Annotated in this window: 22 protein-coding genes; 8 read left to right on the forward strand and 14 right to left on the reverse strand. The window is 55.2% G+C overall.

Annotated elements, in window-relative coordinates; genetic code table 11:
• Positions 1–2 precede the first annotated feature (2 nt).
• Positions 3–602, forward strand: coding sequence for a hypothetical protein (locus tag G5B47_RS21100; protein WP_165102394.1), 600 nt, complete (start codon positions 3–5; stop codon positions 600–602).
• A 91-nt stretch (positions 603–693) separates the two neighbouring features.
• On the opposite strand, the gene G5B47_RS21105 is transcribed toward G5B47_RS21100, so the two are convergent.
• A complete protein-coding gene (locus G5B47_RS21105) occupies positions 694–1,896 on the reverse strand; it encodes an MFS transporter (protein ID WP_165102590.1) in 1,203 nt (400 codons plus the stop codon).
• 219 nt (positions 1,897–2,115) lie between these two features.
• Here G5B47_RS21105 and G5B47_RS21110 point away from each other — a divergent pair, with 219 nt between their 5' ends.
• Positions 2,116–2,754, forward strand: a complete 639-nt coding sequence (locus tag G5B47_RS21110) for a peptidylprolyl isomerase (protein ID WP_165102592.1) — start codon at positions 2,116–2,118, stop codon at positions 2,752–2,754.
• Positions 2,755–2,963: 209 nt separating this feature from the next.
• Here G5B47_RS21110 and G5B47_RS21115 read toward each other — a convergent pair whose 3' ends face one another.
• The 6 genes from G5B47_RS21115 to G5B47_RS21140 all read right to left on the reverse strand — a co-directional run bounded on the left by G5B47_RS21115 (position 2,964) and on the right by G5B47_RS21140 (position 7,941).
• Complete coding sequence (locus tag G5B47_RS21115) at positions 2,964–4,064, reverse strand: Leu/Phe/Val dehydrogenase (protein WP_165102396.1); 1,101 nt, start codon at positions 4,062–4,064, stop codon at positions 2,964–2,966.
• Between the two features lie 183 nt (positions 4,065–4,247).
• Positions 4,248–4,577, reverse strand: coding sequence for a hypothetical protein (locus G5B47_RS21120; RefSeq protein ID WP_165102399.1), 330 nt, complete (start codon positions 4,575–4,577; stop codon positions 4,248–4,250).
• A gap of 33 nt (positions 4,578–4,610) precedes the next feature.
• Entirely contained in the window at positions 4,611–5,309 is a 699-nt protein-coding gene (locus G5B47_RS21125) for a pirin family protein (protein WP_328804606.1), read from the reverse strand.
• Between the two features lie 207 nt (positions 5,310–5,516).
• Positions 5,517–6,164 (reverse strand): nitroreductase family protein, encoded by a 648-nt coding sequence (locus G5B47_RS21130; protein ID WP_165102405.1) that lies wholly within the window; start codon positions 6,162–6,164, stop codon positions 5,517–5,519.
• A gap of 176 nt (positions 6,165–6,340) precedes the next feature.
• Complete coding sequence (locus G5B47_RS21135) at positions 6,341–6,775, reverse strand: RrF2 family transcriptional regulator (protein ID WP_165102408.1); 435 nt, start codon at positions 6,773–6,775, stop codon at positions 6,341–6,343.
• A gap of 233 nt (positions 6,776–7,008) precedes the next feature.
• On the reverse strand, positions 7,009–7,941 hold the full coding sequence (locus G5B47_RS21140) for a manganese-dependent inorganic pyrophosphatase (protein WP_165102410.1): 933 nt from the start codon (positions 7,939–7,941) through the stop codon (positions 7,009–7,011).
• Between the two features lie 511 nt (positions 7,942–8,452).
• Here G5B47_RS21140 and G5B47_RS21145 point away from each other — a divergent pair.
• Positions 8,453–9,424 carry a ring-cleaving dioxygenase gene (locus G5B47_RS21145; protein WP_165102412.1) on the forward strand — a complete coding sequence of 324 codons (972 nt, stop codon included), beginning with the start codon at positions 8,453–8,455 and terminating at the stop codon, positions 9,422–9,424.
• Positions 9,425–9,504: 80 nt separating this feature from the next.
• Here the strand turns inward: G5B47_RS21145 and G5B47_RS21150 are convergent, their stop codons facing one another.
• The 6 genes from G5B47_RS21150 to G5B47_RS21175 all read right to left on the reverse strand — a co-directional run bounded on the left by G5B47_RS21150 (position 9,505) and on the right by G5B47_RS21175 (position 16,200).
• Positions 9,505–10,257, reverse strand: coding sequence for a YjjG family noncanonical pyrimidine nucleotidase (locus G5B47_RS21150; protein ID WP_165102415.1), 753 nt, complete (start codon positions 10,255–10,257; stop codon positions 9,505–9,507).
• A gap of 138 nt (positions 10,258–10,395) precedes the next feature.
• Positions 10,396–10,920, reverse strand: coding sequence for a mismatch-specific DNA-glycosylase (locus G5B47_RS21155; protein ID WP_165102418.1), 525 nt, complete (start codon positions 10,918–10,920; stop codon positions 10,396–10,398).
• Between the two features lie 64 nt (positions 10,921–10,984).
• Positions 10,985–13,033, reverse strand: coding sequence for a DUF6449 domain-containing protein (locus G5B47_RS21160; RefSeq protein ID WP_165102421.1), 2,049 nt, complete (start codon positions 13,031–13,033; stop codon positions 10,985–10,987).
• Positions 13,008–13,910 (reverse strand): ABC transporter ATP-binding protein, encoded by a 903-nt coding sequence (locus G5B47_RS21165; protein WP_165102424.1) that lies wholly within the window; start codon positions 13,908–13,910, stop codon positions 13,008–13,010. The genes G5B47_RS21160 and G5B47_RS21165 overlap by 26 nt, the downstream gene beginning before the upstream one ends.
• The gene (locus G5B47_RS21170) at positions 13,907–14,293 is read right to left on the reverse strand and encodes a GntR family transcriptional regulator (protein ID WP_165102426.1); all 387 of its coding nucleotides are present in this window, start codon (positions 14,291–14,293) and stop codon (positions 13,907–13,909) included. Before G5B47_RS21170 ends, G5B47_RS21165 begins: the two co-directional genes overlap by 4 nt.
• A 209-nt stretch (positions 14,294–14,502) precedes the next feature.
• A complete protein-coding gene (locus tag G5B47_RS21175; protein WP_165102429.1) occupies positions 14,503–16,200 on the reverse strand; it encodes an MFS transporter in 1,698 nt (565 codons plus the stop codon).
• Between the two features lie 159 nt (positions 16,201–16,359).
• Between G5B47_RS21175 and G5B47_RS21180 the strand changes: the two genes are divergently transcribed.
• Positions 16,360–16,995, forward strand: a complete 636-nt coding sequence (locus G5B47_RS21180; RefSeq protein ID WP_165102432.1) for a TetR/AcrR family transcriptional regulator — start codon at positions 16,360–16,362, stop codon at positions 16,993–16,995.
• Positions 16,996–17,078: 83 nt separating this feature from the next.
• Here G5B47_RS21180 and G5B47_RS21185 read toward each other — a convergent pair whose 3' ends face one another.
• Positions 17,079–18,266: a polysaccharide deacetylase family protein gene (locus G5B47_RS21185; protein ID WP_165102435.1), complete on the reverse strand. Its 1,188-nt coding sequence runs from the start codon at positions 18,264–18,266 to the stop codon at positions 17,079–17,081.
• 415 nt (positions 18,267–18,681) lie between these two features.
• On the opposite strand from G5B47_RS21185, the gene qoxA reads away from it, so the two are divergent.
• Genes qoxA through qoxD form a run of 4 tightly spaced genes read left to right on the forward strand, consistent with a single transcriptional unit; the run spans position 18,682 to position 22,575 of the window.
• Positions 18,682–19,698 (forward strand): cytochrome aa3 quinol oxidase subunit II, encoded by a 1,017-nt coding sequence (gene qoxA, locus G5B47_RS21190; protein WP_165102437.1) that lies wholly within the window; start codon positions 18,682–18,684, stop codon positions 19,696–19,698.
• 39 nt (positions 19,699–19,737) lie between these two features.
• The gene (qoxB, locus tag G5B47_RS21195) at positions 19,738–21,687 is read left to right on the forward strand and encodes a cytochrome aa3 quinol oxidase subunit I (RefSeq protein WP_165102440.1); all 1,950 of its coding nucleotides are present in this window, start codon (positions 19,738–19,740) and stop codon (positions 21,685–21,687) included.
• A complete protein-coding gene (gene qoxC / locus G5B47_RS21200; protein WP_165102442.1) occupies positions 21,684–22,280 on the forward strand; it encodes a cytochrome aa3 quinol oxidase subunit III in 597 nt (198 codons plus the stop codon). Before qoxB ends, qoxC begins: the two co-directional genes overlap by 4 nt.
• Position 22,281: 1 nt before the next feature.
• On the forward strand, positions 22,282–22,575 hold the full coding sequence (gene qoxD / locus G5B47_RS21205) for a cytochrome aa3 quinol oxidase subunit IV (protein WP_165102445.1): 294 nt from the start codon (positions 22,282–22,284) through the stop codon (positions 22,573–22,575).
• Positions 22,576–22,761: the final 186 nt, after the last annotated feature.

The raw sequence follows: 22,761 nt of genomic DNA on the forward strand, positions 1-22,761 counted from the left end.
AAATGGCTGATTTCAATAAAACGGAGGCGGATTTTGAATACGAACGCTACGCCAAAATGAGAGGCATCTCTCCGGAGCAGGATATCCCTGTGGACGACCTCCGGCCGGTAGGAACCGAAACGGCACAAAGCATAAGCGAAAAAGCTGCCGGCAGTGTGCGCGTTCCCATCGAATCTCCCTTTACCCGCCATGAACCGGTCGGCGCCGTTTCCGCGGAAGCAGGCGGATTCGCCTATTCCGCGGATTATGACGAGCTGGCCCGGGACCCGGAGCTTGCCGCGGATGTCGGGCTGTACGCTCCCAGATCTGGGCCAGGCGGTCCTCCCGATCTGGAGGAGAGCATCCTCTCGGAACCCACTTTCAGGCGGGACGAGCTCCTGTATTCTGATGCGGCCAAGGCATCCTTCACCGCCGGACTCAGTGAAGGCGCCATCGATTACGCCGATGATGAAGTGACGGGCGAGGATTGGGACGATCCGCTGGAGGATGTTCCAGACGCCGATGAGATCCAGGCCGGCAGCCCGGTCGATCCGGCTTCCCCTTCCCTTGACGCCGTGCCGGGCACGGATGTGCTGAACGGATCGACGGGCGAGGACGAGTAAAGAACCCTTAAGCGCCGCCGGATCATAACCTAAGCGTCCGGCGGCGCTTTGATCTGACAGGTTCGCCCGATTGGTTTTTGGCCGCTAAAGGCTACTCCGCCTTGAGGGCGGAAACCTGTGCCTCAATCCTGCGTGTCTTCACCGTCAGGGCCGCGGCCAGCAGCATCAGTCCATTGACTACGAACACCCACCGGATCGGAAGAATGGCTCCAAGGAGGCCGCCAAGAATAGGTCCGGCCATGGTCGCAAGCTGGGAGACCGACTGATTCAGGCCGAAAGCGCGCCCCCGGAAGCCCGGCTCCGTGACCTGCACGATCAGCGCATTAATGGAAGGAAGCACTGCGGCGTAGAACAGCCCGTAGACAAACCGCACAATCGCGAACTGGACATAGCCAGTCACGAAGAACTGCAGCATATTGCCGATTCCCCCGCCCAGAAGGCCGATAAACAGAATCGTTCCATAGCCCTTGCGTCCCCCGATTTTCCCCCACCGGGGAGCCATGAGCACTGTGGCGATCCCCACCGCGGAGAAGACGACTCCCGAAGTAAGCGATGCGCTGTCCTTTGAAATCCCCATATCGAGCATATATATCGGAATAAGGGGTTCCAGAAGCATGACGGAGAAATAGCTGATTCCCGTCATGATCATCAGGGAAACGAAAGCTCCGTTGCCTCCGGCTTCCCGAATATCGTCACGAACCCGGGATCTTGGATTTGACCGGTCCACCTTCCGCTCTTTGACGAACAGGGTGGCGATCAGCGCCGACAACAGCACGATCGCGGAAGAGAACAGAAAGGCGCTGCGGTTACCGTAATAATAGCTGATGACGCCGCCGATAAGCGGGCCGATAATGCTGCCGGCAGCCCCCGAGGTCGACATGACGCTAAGCGCCCAGCCGGTCTTCTCTTCCGGGGTATTCGTCGCCACCAGCGCGATGGAGGACGGCACGAACCCGGCCAGCAGTCCCTGAAGCACCCGAACGACAAGAAATACATAAGGGTCATGGACAAAATAATTGATCAAATACAGAGCGGCCAGGCTGAAGCCCGAGCGGATCAGCATCGGTTTGCGCCCGTATTTGTCGGCCAGGGAGCCCCAGAAGGGAGAAATCAGCGCGCTGGCCAAAAACGAGATGCCGAAGGCGAAACCGGACCAAGCCTCCAGATGGCTGGTTACCCCCAGATCATCGCTCAGAAAAATGGACATAAACGGAATCGAGATCGAATACGAGGTGCTGCACAGAAATACGCCCAACCAAAGGACGGCAAGGTTTCGCTTCCACGAGAAGTTCATCATGCTGTACATCCTTTCAAGCTTCTTGGAAGCATCCTATTATTGTAAACCGGTTTGACTCCGGTGCCAATCCCGGATAGCTGTGTGAATTTTGCAAAGCGGACCGGCTCCGGGTTATGATGGCAGGGTGATGCGGATTTATTAAAGTAAAGGAGCGACAAATCAGTGAGAGCTTCAAGCAAATCTTCCTTCGCCATTTGGGCTCTGCTTGGCCTTGTGATGCTGATGCTGGCATCCGGCTGCGGCAGCAAACCCGGCGGCGAGGCCCCCGCCCCGTCCCCCTCCACGGGATCGGAGACCAGTGGCGCGCCCGGGAACGGAACGCCTTCGGAGAGCGCCAGCCACCCCCTCGTTACCATTGAGATGGAGGACGGCGGAATCATCAAGGCCGAGCTGTATCCCGAGATTGCCCCGAATACAGTGAACAATTTTATTTCGCTTATTCACAAAGGGTTCTACAACGGGACGATCTTTCACCGCGTCATTCCCGGATTCATGATTCAGGGCGGAGATCCGGAAGGCACGGGCATGGGAGGGCCTGGGTACAACATTGCCGGAGAGTTCTCCGGGAACGGCTTCCCCAACAAGCTTCTACATACGAGGGGCGTGCTGTCGATGGCCCGGACGAATGCTCCCGATTCGGCGGGATCGCAATTTTTCATTATGGCAGCGGACGCTCCGAGTCTGGATGGACAGTATGCGGCCTTTGGTAAAGTCACCGAAGGGCTGGACGTCGTGGACGCCATCGTCAATCTTCCAAGAGACGCTAACGACCGTCCCGATCATCCGCCCGTAATCAAGCAGATAACGGTGGATACCTTGGGCGTCAATTATCCCGAACCGGACAAAATGCCCTAACCTTATATGCAGGTCCGCCAGAAAAAGAGCCTCTTGGCCGTTACCGATCACAAGGTCGGTACCTGAGCTTGGAGGCTTTTTTTGCACGGAATCCGTACACTTGGTCTTATTTTCCTATAAGTGGATATTTGTTTCCAGATCATTTATCACCTTTGTCAAGAAAATCTGCCCGGTTGCAAGCCCGGTATTCCGGGCTGGAGAAATGTCGGTTACAGCCGCTTTCTGCTCAGGTTATGATGGCCGTCGCGGAGAAAGGTACTCCGGCTGTTCTTGAGCAGAGCGATCCGTTCCTCTGCCAAATGGTCGGCTGCCGCGTAGGTCGGAATGCCCTTTTCGCGCGAAATTTCAAGGACACGGGTGATGCTGTCGTAAATCTTCGACACCTGCTTGAGTGCCCGCTCCTTGTTATAGCCGTTCAGCTCATCGGCAATATTGATCACGCCGCCCGCGTTAATCACATAATCCGGCGCGTAGACGATGCCCATCGCATGCAGCGCGTCGCCGTGGCGGGACTCCTTCAGCTGATTGTTGGCCGCGCCCGCGACGACTTTGGCCTTGAGCAGCGGCAGCGTCTGATCATTGATGGTCGCCCCAAGTGCGCACGGCGCGTAAATATCGCTTTCCACGCCGACGATCTCGTCAGGATTGACCGCTTGGGCGCCGTATGCGTCCACAGCCCGGCGAACGGCCTCCTTGTTGATATCGGTGACGATAAGCCGGGCGCCCTCCTCATGAAGATGTCCGCACAAGGCAAAGGCGACGTGGCCGACGCCCTGAATGGCAATCGTCCGGCCCTCCAGCGAATCCGTGCCGAATGCCGCCTTCGCCGCCGCCTTCATCCCGCGGTATACGCCGAAAGCCGTAACCGGCGAAGGATTGCCCGAAGAGCCGTAGGATTGGGAAATCCCGGTCACATAATCGGTCTCCTGGTGAATAATGTCCATATCGTCCTCGGTCGTTCCTACGTCCTCGGCAGTGATGTAGCGTCCGTTCAGCCCCTGGATATATCGTCCGAAGGCGCGGAACATCGCTTCGTTCTTATCTTTTTTCGGATCGCCGATGATTACGGTCTTGCCCCCGCCCAGATTGAGTCCGGAGACGGCGTTTTTGTAGGTCATGCCTTTTGCCAGGCGAAGCGCGTCGACGATGGCTTCCTCCTCGGAAGCATAGGTCCACATCCGGGTTCCCCCCAGGGCTGGTCCAAGCGTCGTGTCGTGAATCGCAATGATTGCCTTCAGCCCAGACGCTTTGTCCTGACAAAACAGCAGCTGTTCGTAATCGTCCCGTTCCAATGCCGAGAATAATTCCATGTTCTTCTTATCTCCTGTTCTCTTGTATTGCCAATGTTAGTTTTCATAACAAAACTAGTATAGAATTAACCAGTTGTCAATTCCTTCAGCGGAAAATCCGTCAATTAACCCGTCTTTCCTTGCGGCAAAGGGGGGGCTGCAGACTCCCCCGTTATTTTCACGTTAATTCTGAGGACGTCACCCTTACTCCCAATATTGGTCGGGCCGGTATTCGATTTCCGACTGGGCGGTGATAACCAGGCAGCCGGAAGCTTCGTCGTAATCAACCGGATTGTCGCCGACATAATACCAGTGTTTGACGACAGGTCCGCCCCCGGGCTCCTCGAAGCGAAAGACGTTCAGCTCCGCCTTCAGCATCACAACCTCCTGCCCCTTGCCGGCCGGCACACCGTAGACGGTAATCCGCGTCAGTTCGCCCTCCCGGCTGAAGGCGTAAGTCAATCCTTCCGCGCTGCTCAGCAGCAGGCGTCCGGTTATGGCATGCTTGACTAATAGTCTTTCCCGCTCGCTCATTATAAAGACCTCCTTGAATCACGGGTGCGCCGCTTACGGCAGATCGATCAGGATCACAAAAGTGGGCTCCGATGCCGCAAGCCGGACCGATTCCTCTTCTTCGATGCGCGCCGAATCGCCGGAATTCAGCTTGCTGCCGCTGACCTCAAGACTTCCTTCGATAACATATACAAAAATGCGGCGCCCCGCATCCTGATGAAACGTAAGGAGCTGGCCGCCGAAGAGACGCCCCAGATAAATCGTCATGTCCTGTCCGATCTCGACGATTTCATCCGAGCCTTCGGCGGAAACAACCGGCACCAGAGCGCCATCGAGCTTCTCCGTCCGGTATATTCCCGCCCGGTACGAAGGCTTGGAACCGCGGACGGCGGGCATGAACCAGAGCTGGAGCAGCCGCACCGGCTCATCCTTCGACGGATTATGCTCGGTATGGATGACCCCGGTCCCGGCGGACATCCGCTGGATGCCGCCAAAGGAACTTTCCGCGACATTGCCCAGATTATCTTCATGGCGGAGCACGCCGGAGAGAATAATGGAGACAATCTCCATATCGCTATGTGGGTGGGCTCCGAAGCCCTTTCCCGGAGCGATGATGTCGTCATTGCATACACGCATCGGCCCGAAAGCCGTATTGGCCGGGTCATAATATTCCCCGAACGAAAAAATATGGCTTCCCTTCAGCCAGCCGTGATCGAAGCGGTGGACCAATTCCTCCGTATATACCTTAATCACTCGCGCTTTCGCCTCCTTTGTTCGAATGCTTTTCCGCCGGGGCTGCATATCCCGAAACGGCCTTGCCGTCTCACCAAAATTGTAGCAGAAAGAAACGGCAATAGCGAAACCGCCCCGGACGCTAACGAACCCCCGCCGGGATGGCGGGGGTTCGCAATTAACCGCCGCCTTCCGGAAGACAGCGGGGATTAGCGTTAGGTTTGGGATTCAGCCCTTGAATCCGTTAAATTGAACCACATCTTCGAGCGGCAGGCGCGTGGTCTGGCGCCCTTCGGCCGCGGCATGCCCAACGGCAATCAGCATAACGGTCGCATAGCGCTGCGGAATCTGGAACATCTCGCGGAACCGATCGGCATTGTAGCCGCCCATAGGCACCGTGTCGTAGCCTTTCGCCTTGGCCGCCAGCATCAGCTGCATGGAGATCAGGCCGCCATCGACGAGCGCGATTTCCTTCTGCTTCTCCCGGCTAAGCGCGGAGTAGGTGTTCCAGCTGTTCTCGACCATCGTGTTCCGGACTACCGGAGTCGCATAACCGGCCTCTACCGCCGAGTCCCAAATCTTGTCGACGTTCCGGTAGGCTTCGAGGTCGCCAAGCACGGCAATAATGGCGGATGCTTCTACAACCTGCTGCTGGTTAAAGGCGACCGGCAGCAGCTGCTCCTTAAGCGACTGATCCGTAATGACGATAAACCGCCAAGGCTGAAGATTCGAAGAGGACGGGGCCAGGATGGCATCGCTTAGCAGATCCTGGATCTCTTCATCGGACATTGTCCGGGAAGGGTCGTATTTTCTTACTGAATGGCGATCCCGTATAACTTGGCTGAAAGACAGGCTGTTCTTTACTTGGGTTTCCATAGAGGTTCCTCCTGAATAATCATTCGACCGGCCGGGCCGTGCGGTTGCTGCTCCTACCCTCAATTCTGTGTGTATAACAGCACAGTTAAAAACAAAAAAATAGCACTTCCGGTAATTCGTCTCAACATTTAACTGTTGTTTAATAAGCACAGTATAAAGCAACAAAAAGCAAACTGTCAATATTCTGCTTTTCGGACGACGTCGGCAACCGTATAATTTTTGAGCACCTCGGTAACGCTTCGGTCGACCTCTTCCAAAATGCCGCAGCAGGCCTTCTTCATCTGAGTCCCGAAATCGTTCACGCACATCGTGCCGCTAACCGCTTCATGTCGGGCCTCTCCTACTTCCAGCGCGCGGTACACTTCAGCCAGCGTCAGCTGATCGGGCGCCTTGTTCAGCGTGTATCCCCCATCCCGCCCTTCCCGGGTGACCAGGATGGATGCCTTCGCCAGCTTGGCCAGTATGCGGCGCAGCAGCGTAGGCTCGGATGACATCATCTTGGCGATCTCGCAGCTGGGACAGGTTCCCCCGTCCTTGGCAAGCAGGACCAGCGCCTGAAGGGCCAGACCGAATGATTTATACTGCAGAGAGCCTATATTGCGTTTGGTCATCCCCTTCTCCTCCCTTCGCCTTAGTCCCTCTAATTGTATCAATGGCACACCCAACAAGCAATCCGTTTTAAAACGGCCCTCATCAAGAGCATATCCGGCAAAAAAAAGAGAACCCCTTGCCGCTAGCGGCTTTCGGGATTCCCTGCGCCTATCTTTCCCGCTGACCGGGGACCCGGCCTCGAGGCCTGTCCGGCAGCTCCGCGGGCTCTAAATCATAAATTCCGCTCTTTAACCTACAGCTTGGAGATCGTTTCGGTAAGCACCGGCACGATTTGCGATTTGCGGGAAACGACGCCTTTAAGCAGGGCCTTGTTGCCGTCCAGCTTCACATTATAAGCCTTCTCGACGGCGCCTGCCGCGCTGCCCAGCGCTACGCCGATGGAATCGCTGTTCAGGATGTCCGTTACGACGAACAGGAACAGGTCAAGCCCCTTCTCGTCGATAATGCCCTGCAGGGCGGCTTCAAGCTCGGCCTGGCGGGACAGCACATCGTTCGTATCCACGGCGTTGACCTGGGCGATAACCACTTTCTTGTCGCCCATTGAGAATTCCTTCGCGTCCAGATTCAGCAGCGTATCGATGCTCTTGTCGCTCAGGTCCGCTCCGGCCTTCAGCATGCTCAGACCGTAGCTATCCGCGTCCACGCCGGCGATCTGTGCCAGTTCCTTGGCTGCAGCCACATCTTCTTCCGTGCAGGTCGGGGATTTGAACAGCAGGGAGTCGGACACGATGGCGGACAGCATAAGTCCGGCTACCGGCTTCGAAATCTCCACTCCGTTCTCCTTGTAGAGTTTCTTCAGGATCGTTGCCGTGCAGCCTACCGGCTCGGCGCGGTAATACAGCGGGTGAGCCGTTTCGAAGTTGGCGATCCGGTGATGGTCGATAACTTCGACGACGCGCACCTGGTCGATGTCATTGGCGCTCTGCTGACGCTCGTTATGGTCGACGAGAATAACCTGCTTCGCTTCGCCGGCCACATTTTCTACCAGACGCGGCGCTTCCACTCCGAAATGGTCCAGGGCGTATTGCGTTTCGGAGCCGACTTCGCCGAGGCGGATGGCTTCAGCGTCCCAGCCCAGCTCTTTTTTGAGCGCGGCGTAGGCGATGGCGGAGCAAATCGTATCAGTGTCGGGATTCTTGTGTCCAAAGATTAATGTTTTTTCCATTTCCAAGCTCCTTACTTTGGTTTTGTTCCATTAATATACCACAGATTGATAGGAAGCCGCCAGAAGCGGAAGTCGCCAGTCTCGAACGAAACCCCGTTTTTGAGCCTCCCGCCGGTCTCTCCGCCCCAGACAACTGCAGAGCTCGTGAGAGTGCTTCTGTTTCCTTTTCCAGGCATACGACTCTTCAGAATTTCACTTTCTTAAAATAAGTAGTTGAAATTTCCTTAGTTAACTATTAAAATTAAGGCAACTAAATTTTTACTGAATGAAATAAACATACTATATAGGATGAACTTGCAAAATGACATCAGGGTAAGGAGTAACGAAGGGGAAGTTTGGAACTGTAGGAGCGATAGCGATCGCCTTTGTCACCGGATTTCATCCGCGAATAGCGGTTTTAATTAAGAAATCTGGGGACAACAGCGGCCGGAAGTCCAAACATTCCTCGTAGTTACCGACTGGTATCTGATGTAAAAAATTCAAGTTCAGCTTATATATAGGAGGTATTCACATGGAACTCAAAGGACTTCACCATGTATCCGCCATTACGGCCAATGCGCAGGAGAACTTCAAGTTTTACACCGAGGTTCTGGGTCTGCGTCTGGTTAAAAAAACGGTCAATCAGGACGATATCTCCGTCTACCATTTATTCTACGGCGATGAAAAAGGAAGCCCCGGCACCGAGGTCACATTCTTCGAAATACCAATGGCGGGCCGCAACCGGGACGGCAATAACAGCATCTCCGCACTGTCTCTGCGGGTTCCCTCCGACGCCGCTTTGGACTATTGGCAGGAGCGGCTCGGACAATACGGGATCAAGCTCGGAGAGATTACGGACCGCGGCGGGCGGCTAACGCTGTTCTTCCGCGACCCCGAAGGGCAGCGGCTCATCCTCGTCTCGGATGAGAACAATCAGGGCGTCGCAGGCGGGCGCCCGTGGGCCAAAGGTCCCGTTCCCGCCGAGTATGCAATCGCCGGACTTGGGCCGGTGCATCTGACGGTGGAGAACGCTGCACCAACCGCGGCCGTACTAGAGCAGCTTCTCGGGTTCCGGCGCAGGGGCGCCTATCCTTCGGATGTCCCGGGCCAGCCAGACGTCATCGTGTTCGAGACCGGCCAAGGCGGCTCGGGCGCCGAGGTGCATGTCGAGGAGCGGAATGATCTGCCGCCCGAGCATCTGGGCCGGGGCGGCGTGCATCATGTCGCCTTCCGGGTGGACAACGAAGAGGAGCTCAAGCAGTGGATTGAGCGGCTCCGTTCCGCGAATCTCCCCAATTCCGGCTTTGTCGACCGCTTCTACTTCCGTTCCCTGTACTTCCGGGAGCCGGGCGGCATTTTGTTCGAGCTGGCTACGGACGGACCGGGCTTCGATACGGATGAGCCGGCCGACCGTCTTGGCGAATCGCTGGCGCTGCCTCCGTTCCTGGAGCCGAAGCGCAGCCAGATCGAGGAAATGCTTAAGCCGCTGGATACGCGGCAGTAACTTTGGCTGTTCAAAATAAAGAGGATGCTCTGGGGCGCGGCCCGAGGTCATCCTCTTTTTTACGCGAAAAATACGGTAGCTCAAGATATCGGCTCTTCCCTGCCCGGACCTCCTTCGACGCCCGGAAGCCCTTCCGGCTCTCTGCCTTCGATAATAAGCCGCAGCTCCGATAACGCCCGTATTTCATAGGTCGGTACAATTACCGGGTCCCTGGGCTTACCCAGGGGGTTAAACCAGCAGGTGTCGATGCCGTAGGAAATGCCGCCCTGAATGTCCGAGGTCAGCGTATCGCCGACGATCAGCACTTTGCGCTTGTCCCCGGCGGTGAGTCCCAGCCTTGCGAAAGCGTGGTCGAAGATGCCCCGCTCCGGCTTCTGGCTTCCGACTTCCTCGGAGATGATAATCTGCGCGAACGCACCGCGAAGCGGCGAGCCTTGAATGCGCGAGTACTGAACCTCCTTGATCCCGTTGGTAATGACCGCGAGACGGCAACCCGCAAGCTCATTGCACAGCTCCGCCGCCCCCTCAACCAGGAAAATCCCCTCTCCCAGATGGAGCAAGTAAGCGGAACTGAACGACTCCGGGTCCAGTTCAAGGCCATGCGCGGCAAACAGCCGGGTAAACCGTTCCACGCGCAGCGCGGCGGAGGTAATCAGCCCCAGCTCCAGATCCCGCCACAGCGCTTTGTTGATTTCTTTGTAGGCAGGGGCGCAAACCTCGTAGCTGGAATGCATGCCGAACTGCTTAAAAGCTTCCCGCAGCGCATAGCTTTCCGCCTGGTCGTAGTCAAACAGCGTATCGTCCGCGTCAAACAGAATGACTTCATACTTCACTTGCAGTCTAACCTCCCGACTTCATGCATGGAATTGACGCATACTTGGTTGATATCGTTCTTTAAGTTGAACTTCCTTTAAGTAAGTTCAACTTTCGACCCGTGCATTCCTGCCTCATCGGGGAGAAGGTTTTATGAACTACAGATCCGCACGTTCCCGAACCGCCTCGCTTAGCCTTCGGTAAATGCCGACAATTTCATCCATCGGCATCCGCACCAGCCCGCTGGAGGACGGGGCGACGAACTCGCGAACACCGTTCACCACCGGCTCCAGCGCCTCCTGAAAGCCCCAATCGGCCTTCGCCCTGCGGCTGAATTCCGTGTACACGCCCTTGCCGACAAAGCAGGCGATTTGCGGCCGGTACTTCATCAGCTTGGCGCGAAGCATTTCCCGCCCCTGATCGTATTCGTCGCGGGTAATATCCTCCGCTCCCCGTGTGGGGCGGGCGACGATATTGGTGAAGCCGTAGCCGAGCTTCAGCAGTTCGCCGTCCTCGGAAGCTTCGTACAGCCGAGGCGTAAGTCCGCTGCGGTACAGAATTCTCCAGAAGTTGTTGCGCGGATTCGCATAATGATGCCCGACTTCTCCGGAGCGCAGGCTCGGGTTGAAGCCGATGAATACAATTTGCAGCCCGAAATCAAGATGATCTTCCACCGGATTCATGACCCTCACCTCCGTTCATAAGGCATCGCCTGCGCATTTAATCTTCTCCATTCTCCGGCCGCCTTTAGGGCAGCAGCGCTTTTAATTCGGGCGTCAGATCGGAAGCCTTCAGCCTGCTAATGTTGCTGTTTCCATTCCTGAACTTCAGAAGAACGAGATACGAACCCTTCTCTGCCGAATACAGCCGCTGTATTTTTAAGATCTCATCAATTCGCGCCTTGTCTTTGACAATGACGGACCGTCCCGCTTCCCTCGCAGCCCGGAGATGCGCCCAAGGATCATAATCCATTCCTTTGGAAAGGACATCCTCGCCGCTCTGCTTCGCCACCTCGACGGATACGAGATCTTCGGGTTTGATCCGAACCTTTTCCGCATAGCCTTTTTGTTCGAGCCAAGCCCCCAGTTCATGAAAAGACGGTTTCCAGTTGTAGCCTCCGAACATGTATCCCGAATAAGGATGGTTTATCGACTCTTCCGTGGCGATACGGATGTTGGCCAGCGAAACCGCGTCGTCTGTCTGGTCTTCAAAGGACATGTTCAAGATCTCTTTTTTCAGAAGCTCTTTGAACGCCGCGATATCCGCAGCATCCGTGATGTTTACGTATTTGACGCCTGAGCTTACCTGAATGCTCGCGGCCTTCTTGTCAAGCAGCGGCAGGAGATATTCCGTCCGCTTGAATGACGGGGACTCCATCACCGCTCGAAGTTCGGGCTCGAAACCGGCCAACGGGATATTGTACTGCCGGGCGACCTTGTGGCCATCCTTCAGCTCATAGACCAGAGTATAGCCAAATAATCTTCGTCCCGTGTAAACCTTGTACCGGTCCTCCCCCTCACCCGGCCGCACCTGGATCAGCGCTTCATGAAGCTTGCGGACGGACGTTATATAAGCAGGGTCTGAAGAAAACGGGTCTACTCCCTTATAAGGACTGCCGATCGTATTGTAATCCGCCGGAATTGCATGAACCGATTGTGAATCCGTATAAGCCTGGTACAAACTTCCGGCAAATACCCCGGCAACCTTGTCTGCAGCGGGTAATCTCGTCTCAAAGCCGGTAAGGGGCGATACGGGAAGGTACAGCAGCAGTCCAAGAACAACCACGTAACCCGCAAAACGCAGGGGCAGCTTCCGGTTCAGGATTTGCCACGATTTCCGGATGACCATTTCCGCTCCGGCATAGCCGATAACGGCCCCGATCGCGAAGCCGGCGACGGCCCACCCGATGCCTCCCGGACGCATTTGGGCAAAGTAGGTTCCGGAGATCAGCATGGCGCACAACATGACTCCGCCTTTAAACAGCGGATTGAAGTAGGTGAATGCGATCGCCTGTCCCGCCGTCTCCACCTGACGCTTGCGGTACAGCACATACGACAGCAGGACGAACAGAACGATTAATGCCGCGTAGATGCCGAGTTCTCCCCAGGAATAAGGCACCGCGTTAATATTTATCATGTGGAGTAGCGGGGACCAGTAGTCTATCCCTCGCAAATTATTGTACGGAAACCCGTACAGGTACATAGATAAATGGAAAAGGGCCATTTGCGAGAGCACGGCGGGCAAAATCAGCAAAATATAGACAACGATGCCCTGCAGTACGGTAATACCGAGACATATGCCGGCGAAAGCAGTCAAGGTGAACAGGAACAGCGAGAGGAGGCTGACTATAGCTCCCCAGGACCAGACATCCGCACCGCTGTACAGGAACATGTTGCCGTCCCAGCCTTGCACCACGCCGGCGGTAAGCGCCGTAATCCAGACCGGAACGAGCAGCAGAATGAAGCCGCTAAGCAGTTGGACCGTAAGCAGATGCTTCCGTCGGAGCGGAAGGCTATGCGCCATGTCCGCCGCCCCTTTATGCTGAAGGTAGCGGAACAGCAGCAGACCGGCTGCCACAGGCAGCGACAGCGTGAACAGCATGGTCAGTGAGCCGCTGATGTAGAACAGATCCTTCACCTTCTGCGGCGGCGAGTCAGGATTTCCATTTCCGCCAAGAAACATTTGCAGCGGAAGAGCGAACAGCAGACCGAGCAGGTACACGACGGCGATCCAGGAATGCTGCCTTAGGTTTTGCCGGAGCATCCCCCGGTTAAAGTAGAATCGGCGCGATGTCATAGCCCGCTCCCTCCATTTCGTAAATAAAGATTTCTTCCAGGGTCAGCGGCAGAAGATCCAGCACGTACGGGTTATAGACCCGGAAGGCGTCCGCGATCCGCTCGCGTTCTCCTTTTACGATAAAGAGGGAGACGCTCCCCCGCCGTTCGCGGTGCAGAATGTTCAGCTTGCCAGACAGCGCCGACTCATGCCGTTCATCCCGGAAAGCGACCTGCACTTTATGCGTATCGGATTTGAGCTCGTCAAGCTCCTTGTCGATCAGCAGCGCCCCTTCGTGCATAATGCCGACATGGTCGCAGAGGTCTTCAATCTCGCGCAAATTATGCGAGGAGATGACGGCGGTAAGGCCGCGCTCGGCCACCTCCTGGAACAGCACATTTTTAATCAGCCGCCGCATTACCGGATCGAGCCCGTCGAGCGGCTCATCCATGATCAGCACATCCGGCATGCAGCTGAGCGCCAGCCAAAAAGCGGCCTGCTGCCGCATCCCTTTGGACAGCCGGTTCAGCTTGCGCTTCGGGTCCAGCGAGAACAATCCGCCAAGCTCCTCAAAGCGTTCCCGGCTCCAATGCGGGTAGACGGAGCTGTAGAAATCGGCCATCTGCCGGATGGAAGCCTGGGGGAAGAAATAAGGAAAATCCGGCATAAATACGATTCTCCCCTTGGTTTCAGGGTTCTCAAACACCGGCTTGCCGTCAATCCGCACGCTTCCCCCATCGGGAATGTAGATCCCCGCAAGCGTCTTGAGCAGCGTCGTCTTGCCCGCCCCGTTCGAGCCTAGCAGACCGAATATGTTCCCTTTATGTATGGTCAAGGACATTCCCTGAACCGCCTTCCGGTCCTGAAAAATTTTGCTGACCTCCCGTATCTCGATCATGGCTGATCCTCCTCCCCTTTTTTCTCCGACGCCTGTTTAAATAATTCGCCGATTTCCGCTTCGGTAAAGCCGAGGTATACGGCCTCTGCCATCAGTCGCAGCAGTTCCTCGCGCACTTCGGCCTTCTTGGCCGCATTCGTTCCCTGCTGCGCAGGCGAAACGAAGCTGCCCTTTCCCGGCCGGGAATAAATATAGCCTTCCCGCTCCAGTTCACGGTAAGCCTTCTGAATGGTATTCGGATTCACGGTAAGCTGCGCCGACAGCGTCCGTACGGACGGAAGCTGCTCATCGGACCGTAAAATGCCATATAAAATCAGTTCCTTGATTTTATCCGTTAACTGCTCGTAAATCGGCCTGCGGCTGCGAACGTCCAGCTCGAACACATGCGACTCCCCCTTCCCTCGCTCACGGGCTCATAGCTCCCTTTGAATGAGCAAGTGTGTCAACTGTACTATTATTAATAATACAGTTGGCGGACATTGTCAATACACTTTTCACCCAAATGGAACAAGCCGTCCCCGGGAGATTTCCTCATCTCCTTGGGGACGGCAGAATCAGCGGAGGTGAAAGGGATGCCGCCTATTTCGCCTATTTAGAGCAGCGTTCCTTTCTCCGAAGCCGGAATTGCTCCCTCGCTGCGCCGGCGGGCTCGGTCGCTGATCAGGGCGAAGAGAATCCCGGGAAGAAGTAGAAGGCCGGCCAGCGCAAAAGTGCGGCTGAACCCCTTCACCGCCGCCTCCTTCATTTCACGGCCGATCCGGCCAACGAGCGCTTCCGTCTCGCGCATCTGGCCTTGCGCCGACTGCTCAAGCGCCGCCCGTTCTTCCGGAGCAAGCTTCGAAGCGGCGGCATGAAGCTGCGAGCCGACTGCCGCCGCCGCGCTCTCGGGCGAAGGAAGCGAAGCCGCTTCGGCCGAATCCCCGGAACCGGCGCCTTGCAGCGACGCCATCAGGGCTTCCTTCACAGGCGGCAGCAGCTTTGCGTCGTTCCGAACCATCTGCACGGCGCTGCTGCGGGCGGCTCGGGCCTTATCATCAAGATTCTGCTGGAGCGAAGTGACGATGATGGCTACGCCAAGAACACTGCCAAGCGCCTTCGTCATATTAATGACACCCGAGGAAATCCCGACCTTCTCCTCGGGTACATTCCGGACCGCCGCCGACATGACCGGAGCCATCGTAAGGCCAATTCCGATGCCGGCCAATGCCAGGCGCAGCAGAATGCCGCTCACCGGCGAGGCGGAGGTCAACCCGCCAAGGGAATAGGTGGCGCCCGCCATCACCACGACTCCCCCCGCGGCAAACCACCGGCTTCCGTACTTCCCGGACAGCGGTCCGGAAACCGCCGAGGTCAAGGTTGAACCGATTGCCAGCATCGACAGAATCAACCCCGCCTTAAGTTCGGTCATTCCCATAATACGCGTCATAAAAAAGGTGGTCAGCAGCGAAATATTCATCAGTCCGGCACCGACAATCAGCAAAGTCAGAGCCGCTCCGTTAAAGGCTTTGATCTTCATCAGCTCCAGCGGAAGCATCGGTTCAGCGCCCTTACGCTCCGCGTACAGAAAGAGAAGCAGAGAAAGCAAACCTGCAGCGAAGAGCAGCAGAATGGCCGATGAGGTCCAGCCCCAATCATCGACCCGGATCAGGCCATAAACGAAACAGAACATACTCCCGGTAATGAACAGCGTACCCGCCAAGTCCACTCTCCGTCCGGCAGAGACATCTTTCGACTCCCTGATGAACATTGGCGTCAGAATCAAGCTCAGCACGCCGAGCGGCACATTGACAAAAAAGATCCACTGCCAGTTTAGATTCTCCGTCAGCACTCCCCCGAGCGCCGGTCCGCTGGCTGCAGCAAGACCCGAGACGGCCCCCCATATCCCGATAATTGCGCTATGCATCTCCTTCGGAAACGTCGTGGTCGTCAGCGGAATCGTCACCGGCACGATGATCGCGCCCGCCAGACCCTGTATGACCCGCAGCCCGATTAAGACTTCGAGACTCGGCGCAAATCCGGCGAGCAGCGACGTGACCGTGAATAAAGTGATGCCGATGAGAAACACCTTTCTGCGCCCGAACTGGTCTGCCAGCCGGGAAGCCGTCAAAATAAAGACGGCAAAGGCCAAATTGTAACCGTTCATGACCCACGAAATTTCCGCGACGCCGCCCCCAAAATACGTTGTCATTTCCGGCAGGGCGATGTTAACGATCGTCGTATCCAGCAGCGCCATAAAAAATCCCAGAATGATGGCTGTGAACGCAAATGCCCTCTTCATTTTTTCACTCATCTACAAACTCTCCCCTCGGTAAAACATGAACTATAGTTCGCGTTCAAAATTATATGAACTTTAGTTCATGTTTGTCAACAAAAAAATGAACAATAGTTCAACTTTTGTTTGACACTCCATGCCGCCTTCCTTACAATCTTGATTGAGGAGGGTTTTCGCGTGAACGAAACTGAAGAACAGCTAGCGGACAAAACAAGAAAGCCCCGGCAGGACCGGAGCATCAAGACCAAGGAAGCGATTGTTCAGGCGGCGGCCGAACTCTTTTCCGAAAAAGGCTATCACCGCACGAACACCAAGCAGATCGCCGCCGCCGCGGGCGTCTCCACCGGAAGCTTTTATTCCTATTTCACGGACAAGCGCGATGTATTTCTTGATGTTCTTAAAATTCACAGTGAAGCGATGCAGTCCCATGTTGACGCTACAGTGGCGCAGCTTAGCGCCAGGCAGTCGGACAAACGTACGGTCATCTCTCATATGATCGACAGCCTTATTCAATCCCACGCTCCGTACATCAGCTATCATCGGGAGCTTTCCGCTATGATGCTAGCCGACGAGGGGATCAAGGAGATGCTGGAGAGCCAATACGATACAGGCCGGCGAAAAACAGTGGAGTTTCTGAAGCTGAGCGAGCAGGAGCTGTGTGTTAGCGATCTGGAAGCCGCCGCCGTTGTTGTCTTCGAGTCGGTAAGCAGCGTCGTGGACCGTATTGTCTTCTTCGGCGGAAGCGTTTCAGCTGACCGTATTAAAGCGGAGCTAGCCGACATGCTGTGCCTTTACCTATTCGGCGAAAAATAGCCAAAAAAAGCGTCACCGAAAGCCTATAGAGCTCTTCGGGACGCTTTTTAAGTTTGAAATTCTATACGGGAGCCCGCACAAGTTCAACGCGTATCATGCCAGAAATTCACCGGCCTCAGAGCGGAGGTGATGATCTCGTATCGGTATCCTTTCTTTTGGAGATACTCCAAAATACGGGGCAGCACCTTGAGCGTCGCCTTCTGATCATGCATCAGAATAATCGGGGCGGCGGCGCCCTTCTCCAGCTTGTTCACCTGGCTGACCACATTGGCATAGACGGAATCACCCTCGCTCCCATACTTCCAGTCCAGCGAATCGACGTTCCAGTCCCACAGGCGGTAGCCGCTGCCCAGCACCTCATCTCTGAAGGCTTTCGTAAAATACGGCTTGCTGCCGTAAGGCGTGCGGATCAGCTTGGTGAATTCTCCGGAGACTGCCTTAAGCAAGGCATTGTCCCGGTTCATTTCGGCAAGCGCCGCTGACGGCGAGGCGTAAAATTTACTCTTCATATGGGTCATGCCATGCAGGCCGAGGCCCTGCTTAGATTGGACCATGCGCTTCACTTGATTCGGGAAACGCTCGATGCGCGGTCCCAGCATGAAAAAGGTCGCCTTCGCGCCATGCTCATCCAGAATATCGAGCAGCTGCCCGGTCGCCGCCGACGGTCCGTCGTCGAAGGTCAAATAGACGATTTTCCCCAGGGCTCCCGGTTTGGAAGAATCCCGTGGGGGCGAGGAAGATTCCGGAGATTCGGGCGCGGCCGGAGACGGGTCCGGGGCAGGCACGGCCGGCTCCTCCGGCGCAAGCTCGTTCTTGAACTTCGCGGCAAAAGCGAAGTCATCCAGCGTCTGCGTCCCGTCCGTAATCCGCAGCAAATGCAGATCGGGCCGATAGGACACGGCATATCCCAGCAGCGGAACAATTTTCACGGGAACCATCAGGTTGTCTCCGCGTTTAAAGACAGTCAGGCTTATTTCCGTCCCGTCCCCCGTGATTCCCTTACCCTCTTGCAAGATTCTGAGACTTCCGGCATCTCCAGCTAGACTTAGATCCTCCGGCGTGCCCGTAAAGCTGAGCTTCAGCTTCTCCGCAAGCTCGCGAACCGGCACATAGAACGTATACTCCACGCACACGGCACGGATATCCGTAACACTATCATTGATTGCCAGCTTAATTCCGCCGCTTTCCGCGGCAACCGCTCCCGTCCCTGCCCCCCATGGGATAATGAAGATAAAGAGAATGGCACATAACAACAGTTTTTTAATTGACAAGGCGGCAAGTCTCCTATCCTGTGTAGTCGGGTTCTCTTAAACCTTATCATAAATAGATTTGGACGAATTTGAGAGAATGTAACCACCAGGCAAAAAACTTGTTACCGCCGCCGAAACACCGTACGGAACAGCGATTTAATTGTGACAAACTTAGCAACATTCGTGAATTCATGAACAAATTATGAACAATAAAAAAAGGGCACAAAACAGCGTAGTGACAGTGATTTATATCACATCATCTCGAATTTTGTAACAGTTTCTACACAGAAAATTAAATAAACCGCCACTTTATAGGATTTATATGGTATTACGACTATATTGTGTATTTTGCATTCCCATTAAGGAATTTCTAATATAGATAGAGGTTGATGTTTTCCGGTTAATGAAAACCAGTATTTAAGGAAAGGAGTTCATCATGAACAAAAAAGGGCCTTTATACGCATTGTTTATCAGCCTTTTCCTGCTGCTGCCCGGATGCAGTTCGATTACCGTTCTGGATCCGAAGGGACCTGCCGCAAAAACGCTGTCCGACACGATCATCCTGTCCATTCTGACGATGCTCGGCGTCCTGGCCGTGGTTTACATCCTCTACATTATCATGCTCGTGAAGTACCGTGCAAAAAAAAGCAACGAAGGGTACATTCCTCCGCATGAAGAAGGAAATATATGGCTGGAGACCACTTGGATCGCCATTCCGATCATCATCGTCGCCTTCCTCTCGGTTGTCACGGTGAAGACGACGAATGCCGTGGAGAATGTTCCCGAGGGCTACAAGGATCAGAAACCGATGGTCATTTATGCTTCGTCCTCCAACTGGAAATGGCATTTCAGCTATCCGGAGGAAGGCATTGAAACCGTTAACTATGTGAACTTCCCCGTCAATCGTCCGGTCGAGTTCCGGCTGTATTCTTTCGGACCGATTTCAAGCTTCTGGATTCCGCAGCTCGGCGGACAGAAATACGCGATGAGCGATATGACGACCTATCTGAATCTTGTCGCCGAATCCCAAGGAGATTTTCTTGGCAGAAACTCGAACTTCAGCGGCAAGGGCTATGCCCAAATGGAGTTCACGGCTAGATCGATGAGCGCCGAACAATATGAGCAATGGATAAAAGACGTCAAGGAAACCGCTCCGCAGCTGACCGAAGACAAGTTCAAATCGCTGCTGGCTACGGCTCATGTCGGACAGGAGACGTTCTCGTCCACGCATCTGTCGTTCAGCCCTCCTCCGGGAGAGCACAGCGAGCATATGGACATGGACCACAGCAACATGGAGATGGACAACGGCAACACGGAGCACCAGGAGAACAAGGACGTACATCCGTCTCCCGCTCCGGAGAAGCAGAGCGAATTCGACAGTAAGCCGAATCCTGAACTGAACTCTCCTCTGCCCAGCTCGCCTGCGGCTGAAGCTACGCACCAGAGCCATTAATTTTAGACTTACTCGAACAATCTGAAAGGAGTCCTCCCAATGAATTTTGACTTGGAGAAATTCAAGGTTCACGGCGAACCCCTGATCTACGGGGCGATGATCAGCATCGCGCTCGTCTCGATCGGGATTGTCGTCGGTTTAACCGTTTTTAAAAAATGGGGCTGGCTGTGGCGGGAATGGCTCACGACCGTGGACCACAAGCGGATCGGCGTCATGTACATCCTGGCTGCCCTGCTAATGCTGTTCCGCGGAGGCATCGACGCAATGATGATGCGCCTGCAGACCGCCGCGCCGGACATGAAATTTCTCGACGCGCAGCATTACAATGAGGTCTTTACGACCCACGGCCTGATTATGATTCTCTTCATGGCGATGCCATTTATTATCGGATTGATGAACGTTGTCGTGCCGCTGCAGATCGGCGCGCGCGACGTCGCCTTCCCGCGGCTGAACGCGGTCAGCTTCTGGCTCTTCTTCTTCGGAGCCATGCTGCTGAATATTTCATTCGTCATCGGCGGGTCGCCGGATGCCGGCTGGTCCGCCTACTTCCCGCTGGCGAGTCTGGAGTTCAGTCCGACGGTCGGCAATAACTACTACTCGCTGGCGCTGCAGATTTCCGGTATTGGCACACTGATGACAGGCGTCAACTTTATCGTGACGATTCTGAAGATGCGCGCTCCGGGCATGACGCTGATGCGCATGCCGATGTTCACCTGGTCCGTGCTGATTACGAACGTTATCATCGTCTTCGCCTTCCCGGTTCTGACCGTGGCCCTGGCGCTGATGATGTTCGACCGTCTGTTCGGCTCTCAGTTCTTCACCATGGCCAACGGAGGCATGGATATGCTCTGGGCCAACCTGTTCTGGGTATGGGGCCATCCGGAGGTTTATATCGTTATTTTGCCGGCCTTCGGTATTTACAGTGAAATTATCGCAACCTTTTCCAAGAAAAATCTGTACGGCTACACTTCGATGGTAGCAAGTATGCTGATTATCTCCCTGCTGTCCTTTCTCGTATGGGCGCATCACTTCTATACGATGGGTCAAGGCGTAATGGTCAACAGCTTCTTCTCGATTTCGACGATGGCCATTGCCGTTCCGACAGGCGTCAAAATCTTTAACTGGCTGTTCACCCTGCGTAAAGGGCGGATCAGCTTCACGACACCGATGCTCTACTCGCTCGCTTTCATTCCGATCTTCACGATCGGCGGCGTGACCGGCGTCATGCTGGCCATGGCCAGCGCCGACTATCAGTACCATAACACGATGTTCCTGGTTGCTCATTTCCACTACGTTCTCATTCCAGGCGCCGTATTCGCCGTTATCGCGGGCTTCCATTACTGGTTCCCGAAAGTATTCGGCTTCCGCCTGAATGAGCGGATCGGCAAGCACGCCTTCTGGTGGATTATTATTTCCTTTAACGTGGCGTTCTTCCCGCTGTTCATTCTCGGCCTTAAGGGCATGACGCGCCGGATGTACACCTATTCCGCGGAAACAGGCTTTGGTCCGCTCAACATGATCTCGTTCGCCGGCGCGCTCGGACTTGCGATCGGCTTCGTTATTCTCGTATACAACATTTACTGGAGCACGCGCTATATGCCGCGCGACGAGAACGGCGATCCTTGGGATGCACGTACGCTGGAGTGGGCGACCCATAGCCCGATCCCGGAATACAACTTCGCGGTTGTTCCAAAAGTTAAATCCCGCGATGCTTTTTGGGCCATGAAACACGACAAGCAGCCGCTGTTCGAAGAACCGATCACGAAGATTCATATGCCGAGCAACACCGGCAAGCCGTTTGTCCTTGGCGTTGTTTTCTTCTTCCTCGGGTTCTTCCTGGTCTTCAGCATGTGGATTCCGGCGATTGTTGCCGGCGTCGGCGTTCTGATTGCCCTGGCAGCGATGTCCTTCGAACGCGATCACGGCTTCTATATTCCGGCTGACAAAGTGATCAAGACAGAAAAGAAACTGGGGGGTGGAACGGTATGAAAGTAGATACCTCCAAACCGCTTGAATATAGCACGCACGAGAACAGCAACCGCATCTTCGGCTTCTGGGTCTTCCTGGGAGCGGAGATCGCGCTGTTCGCCACACTCTTTACCGTATTCTTCGTCCTGGTGAACCGTTTCGCTGAAGGCCCTAGCGGAAGCGAGCTGTTCGAGATCGGCCCGGTGCTGATTGAGACGTTCCTGCTGCTCACCAGTTCCTTCACGATCGGCCTGGCGATTCACGCCATGCGCCATCAATACAAGCGGGCCACGCTCGTCTTCTTCGGCATCACGCTGCTGATGGGCCTCGGCTTCCTCGGCATCGAGATTGCAGAATTTGTGACTTATGTGCATGAAGGCGCGACGCTTCAGACCAGTGCGTTCCTGTCCAGTCTGTTCGTACTGCTCGGCACTCACGGCGCCCACGTAACCTTCGGTTTTCTGTGGGGCGCAGCGATTATGATCCAGCTCATGCGGGAAGGGATTAACCCGGCTACAGCCAACAAATCGTTCATCTTCTCGCTGTACTGGCACTTCCTGGACGTTGTCTGGATTTTCATCTTCAGCTTCGTCTACCTGAAAGGACTGATGTGACATGATGAAGAAGCTGTTTCCCATTCGCCATGTAATCGGCTATATTGCCTCTCTGGTCCTTTCCGCGGCGGCGCTGGCGGTCATTTACGGAGATTTCTCCCATACCGCGAATATCGTTATTCTGACCATCACCGCTGTCATTCAGGCTTCCCTGCAGCTGTTCCTGTTCATGCACATCGGGGAATCGGCCGATACGAAAAAAGAGCTGTACATCAACATCGCCTACGCGCTGTTCGTCGGTCTGGTCACCATCTTCGGCACACTTTACATCTTCGTTTGGGGCTGGTACAGCTAAGATCAAACGATAGGCGCGAAGCTTATAAATTCTTATATTTTGAAAAAAACGCCTTCGGCCGCTGCGGCGGACGAGGGCGTTTTTTATTTGCTTCCGCATATTTTGCCGCCCTCCGGCAAAGCCAAGCGGAGCGGAGCAAGACCAAAAAAGGCGGCGATCATAGCCCTGTGTGGGCCTGATCGCCGC

Source organism: Paenibacillus apii, from assembly GCF_011043685.1.
Taxonomy (GTDB): Bacteria; Bacillota; Bacilli; order Paenibacillales; family Paenibacillaceae; genus Paenibacillus_AQ; species Paenibacillus_AQ sabinae.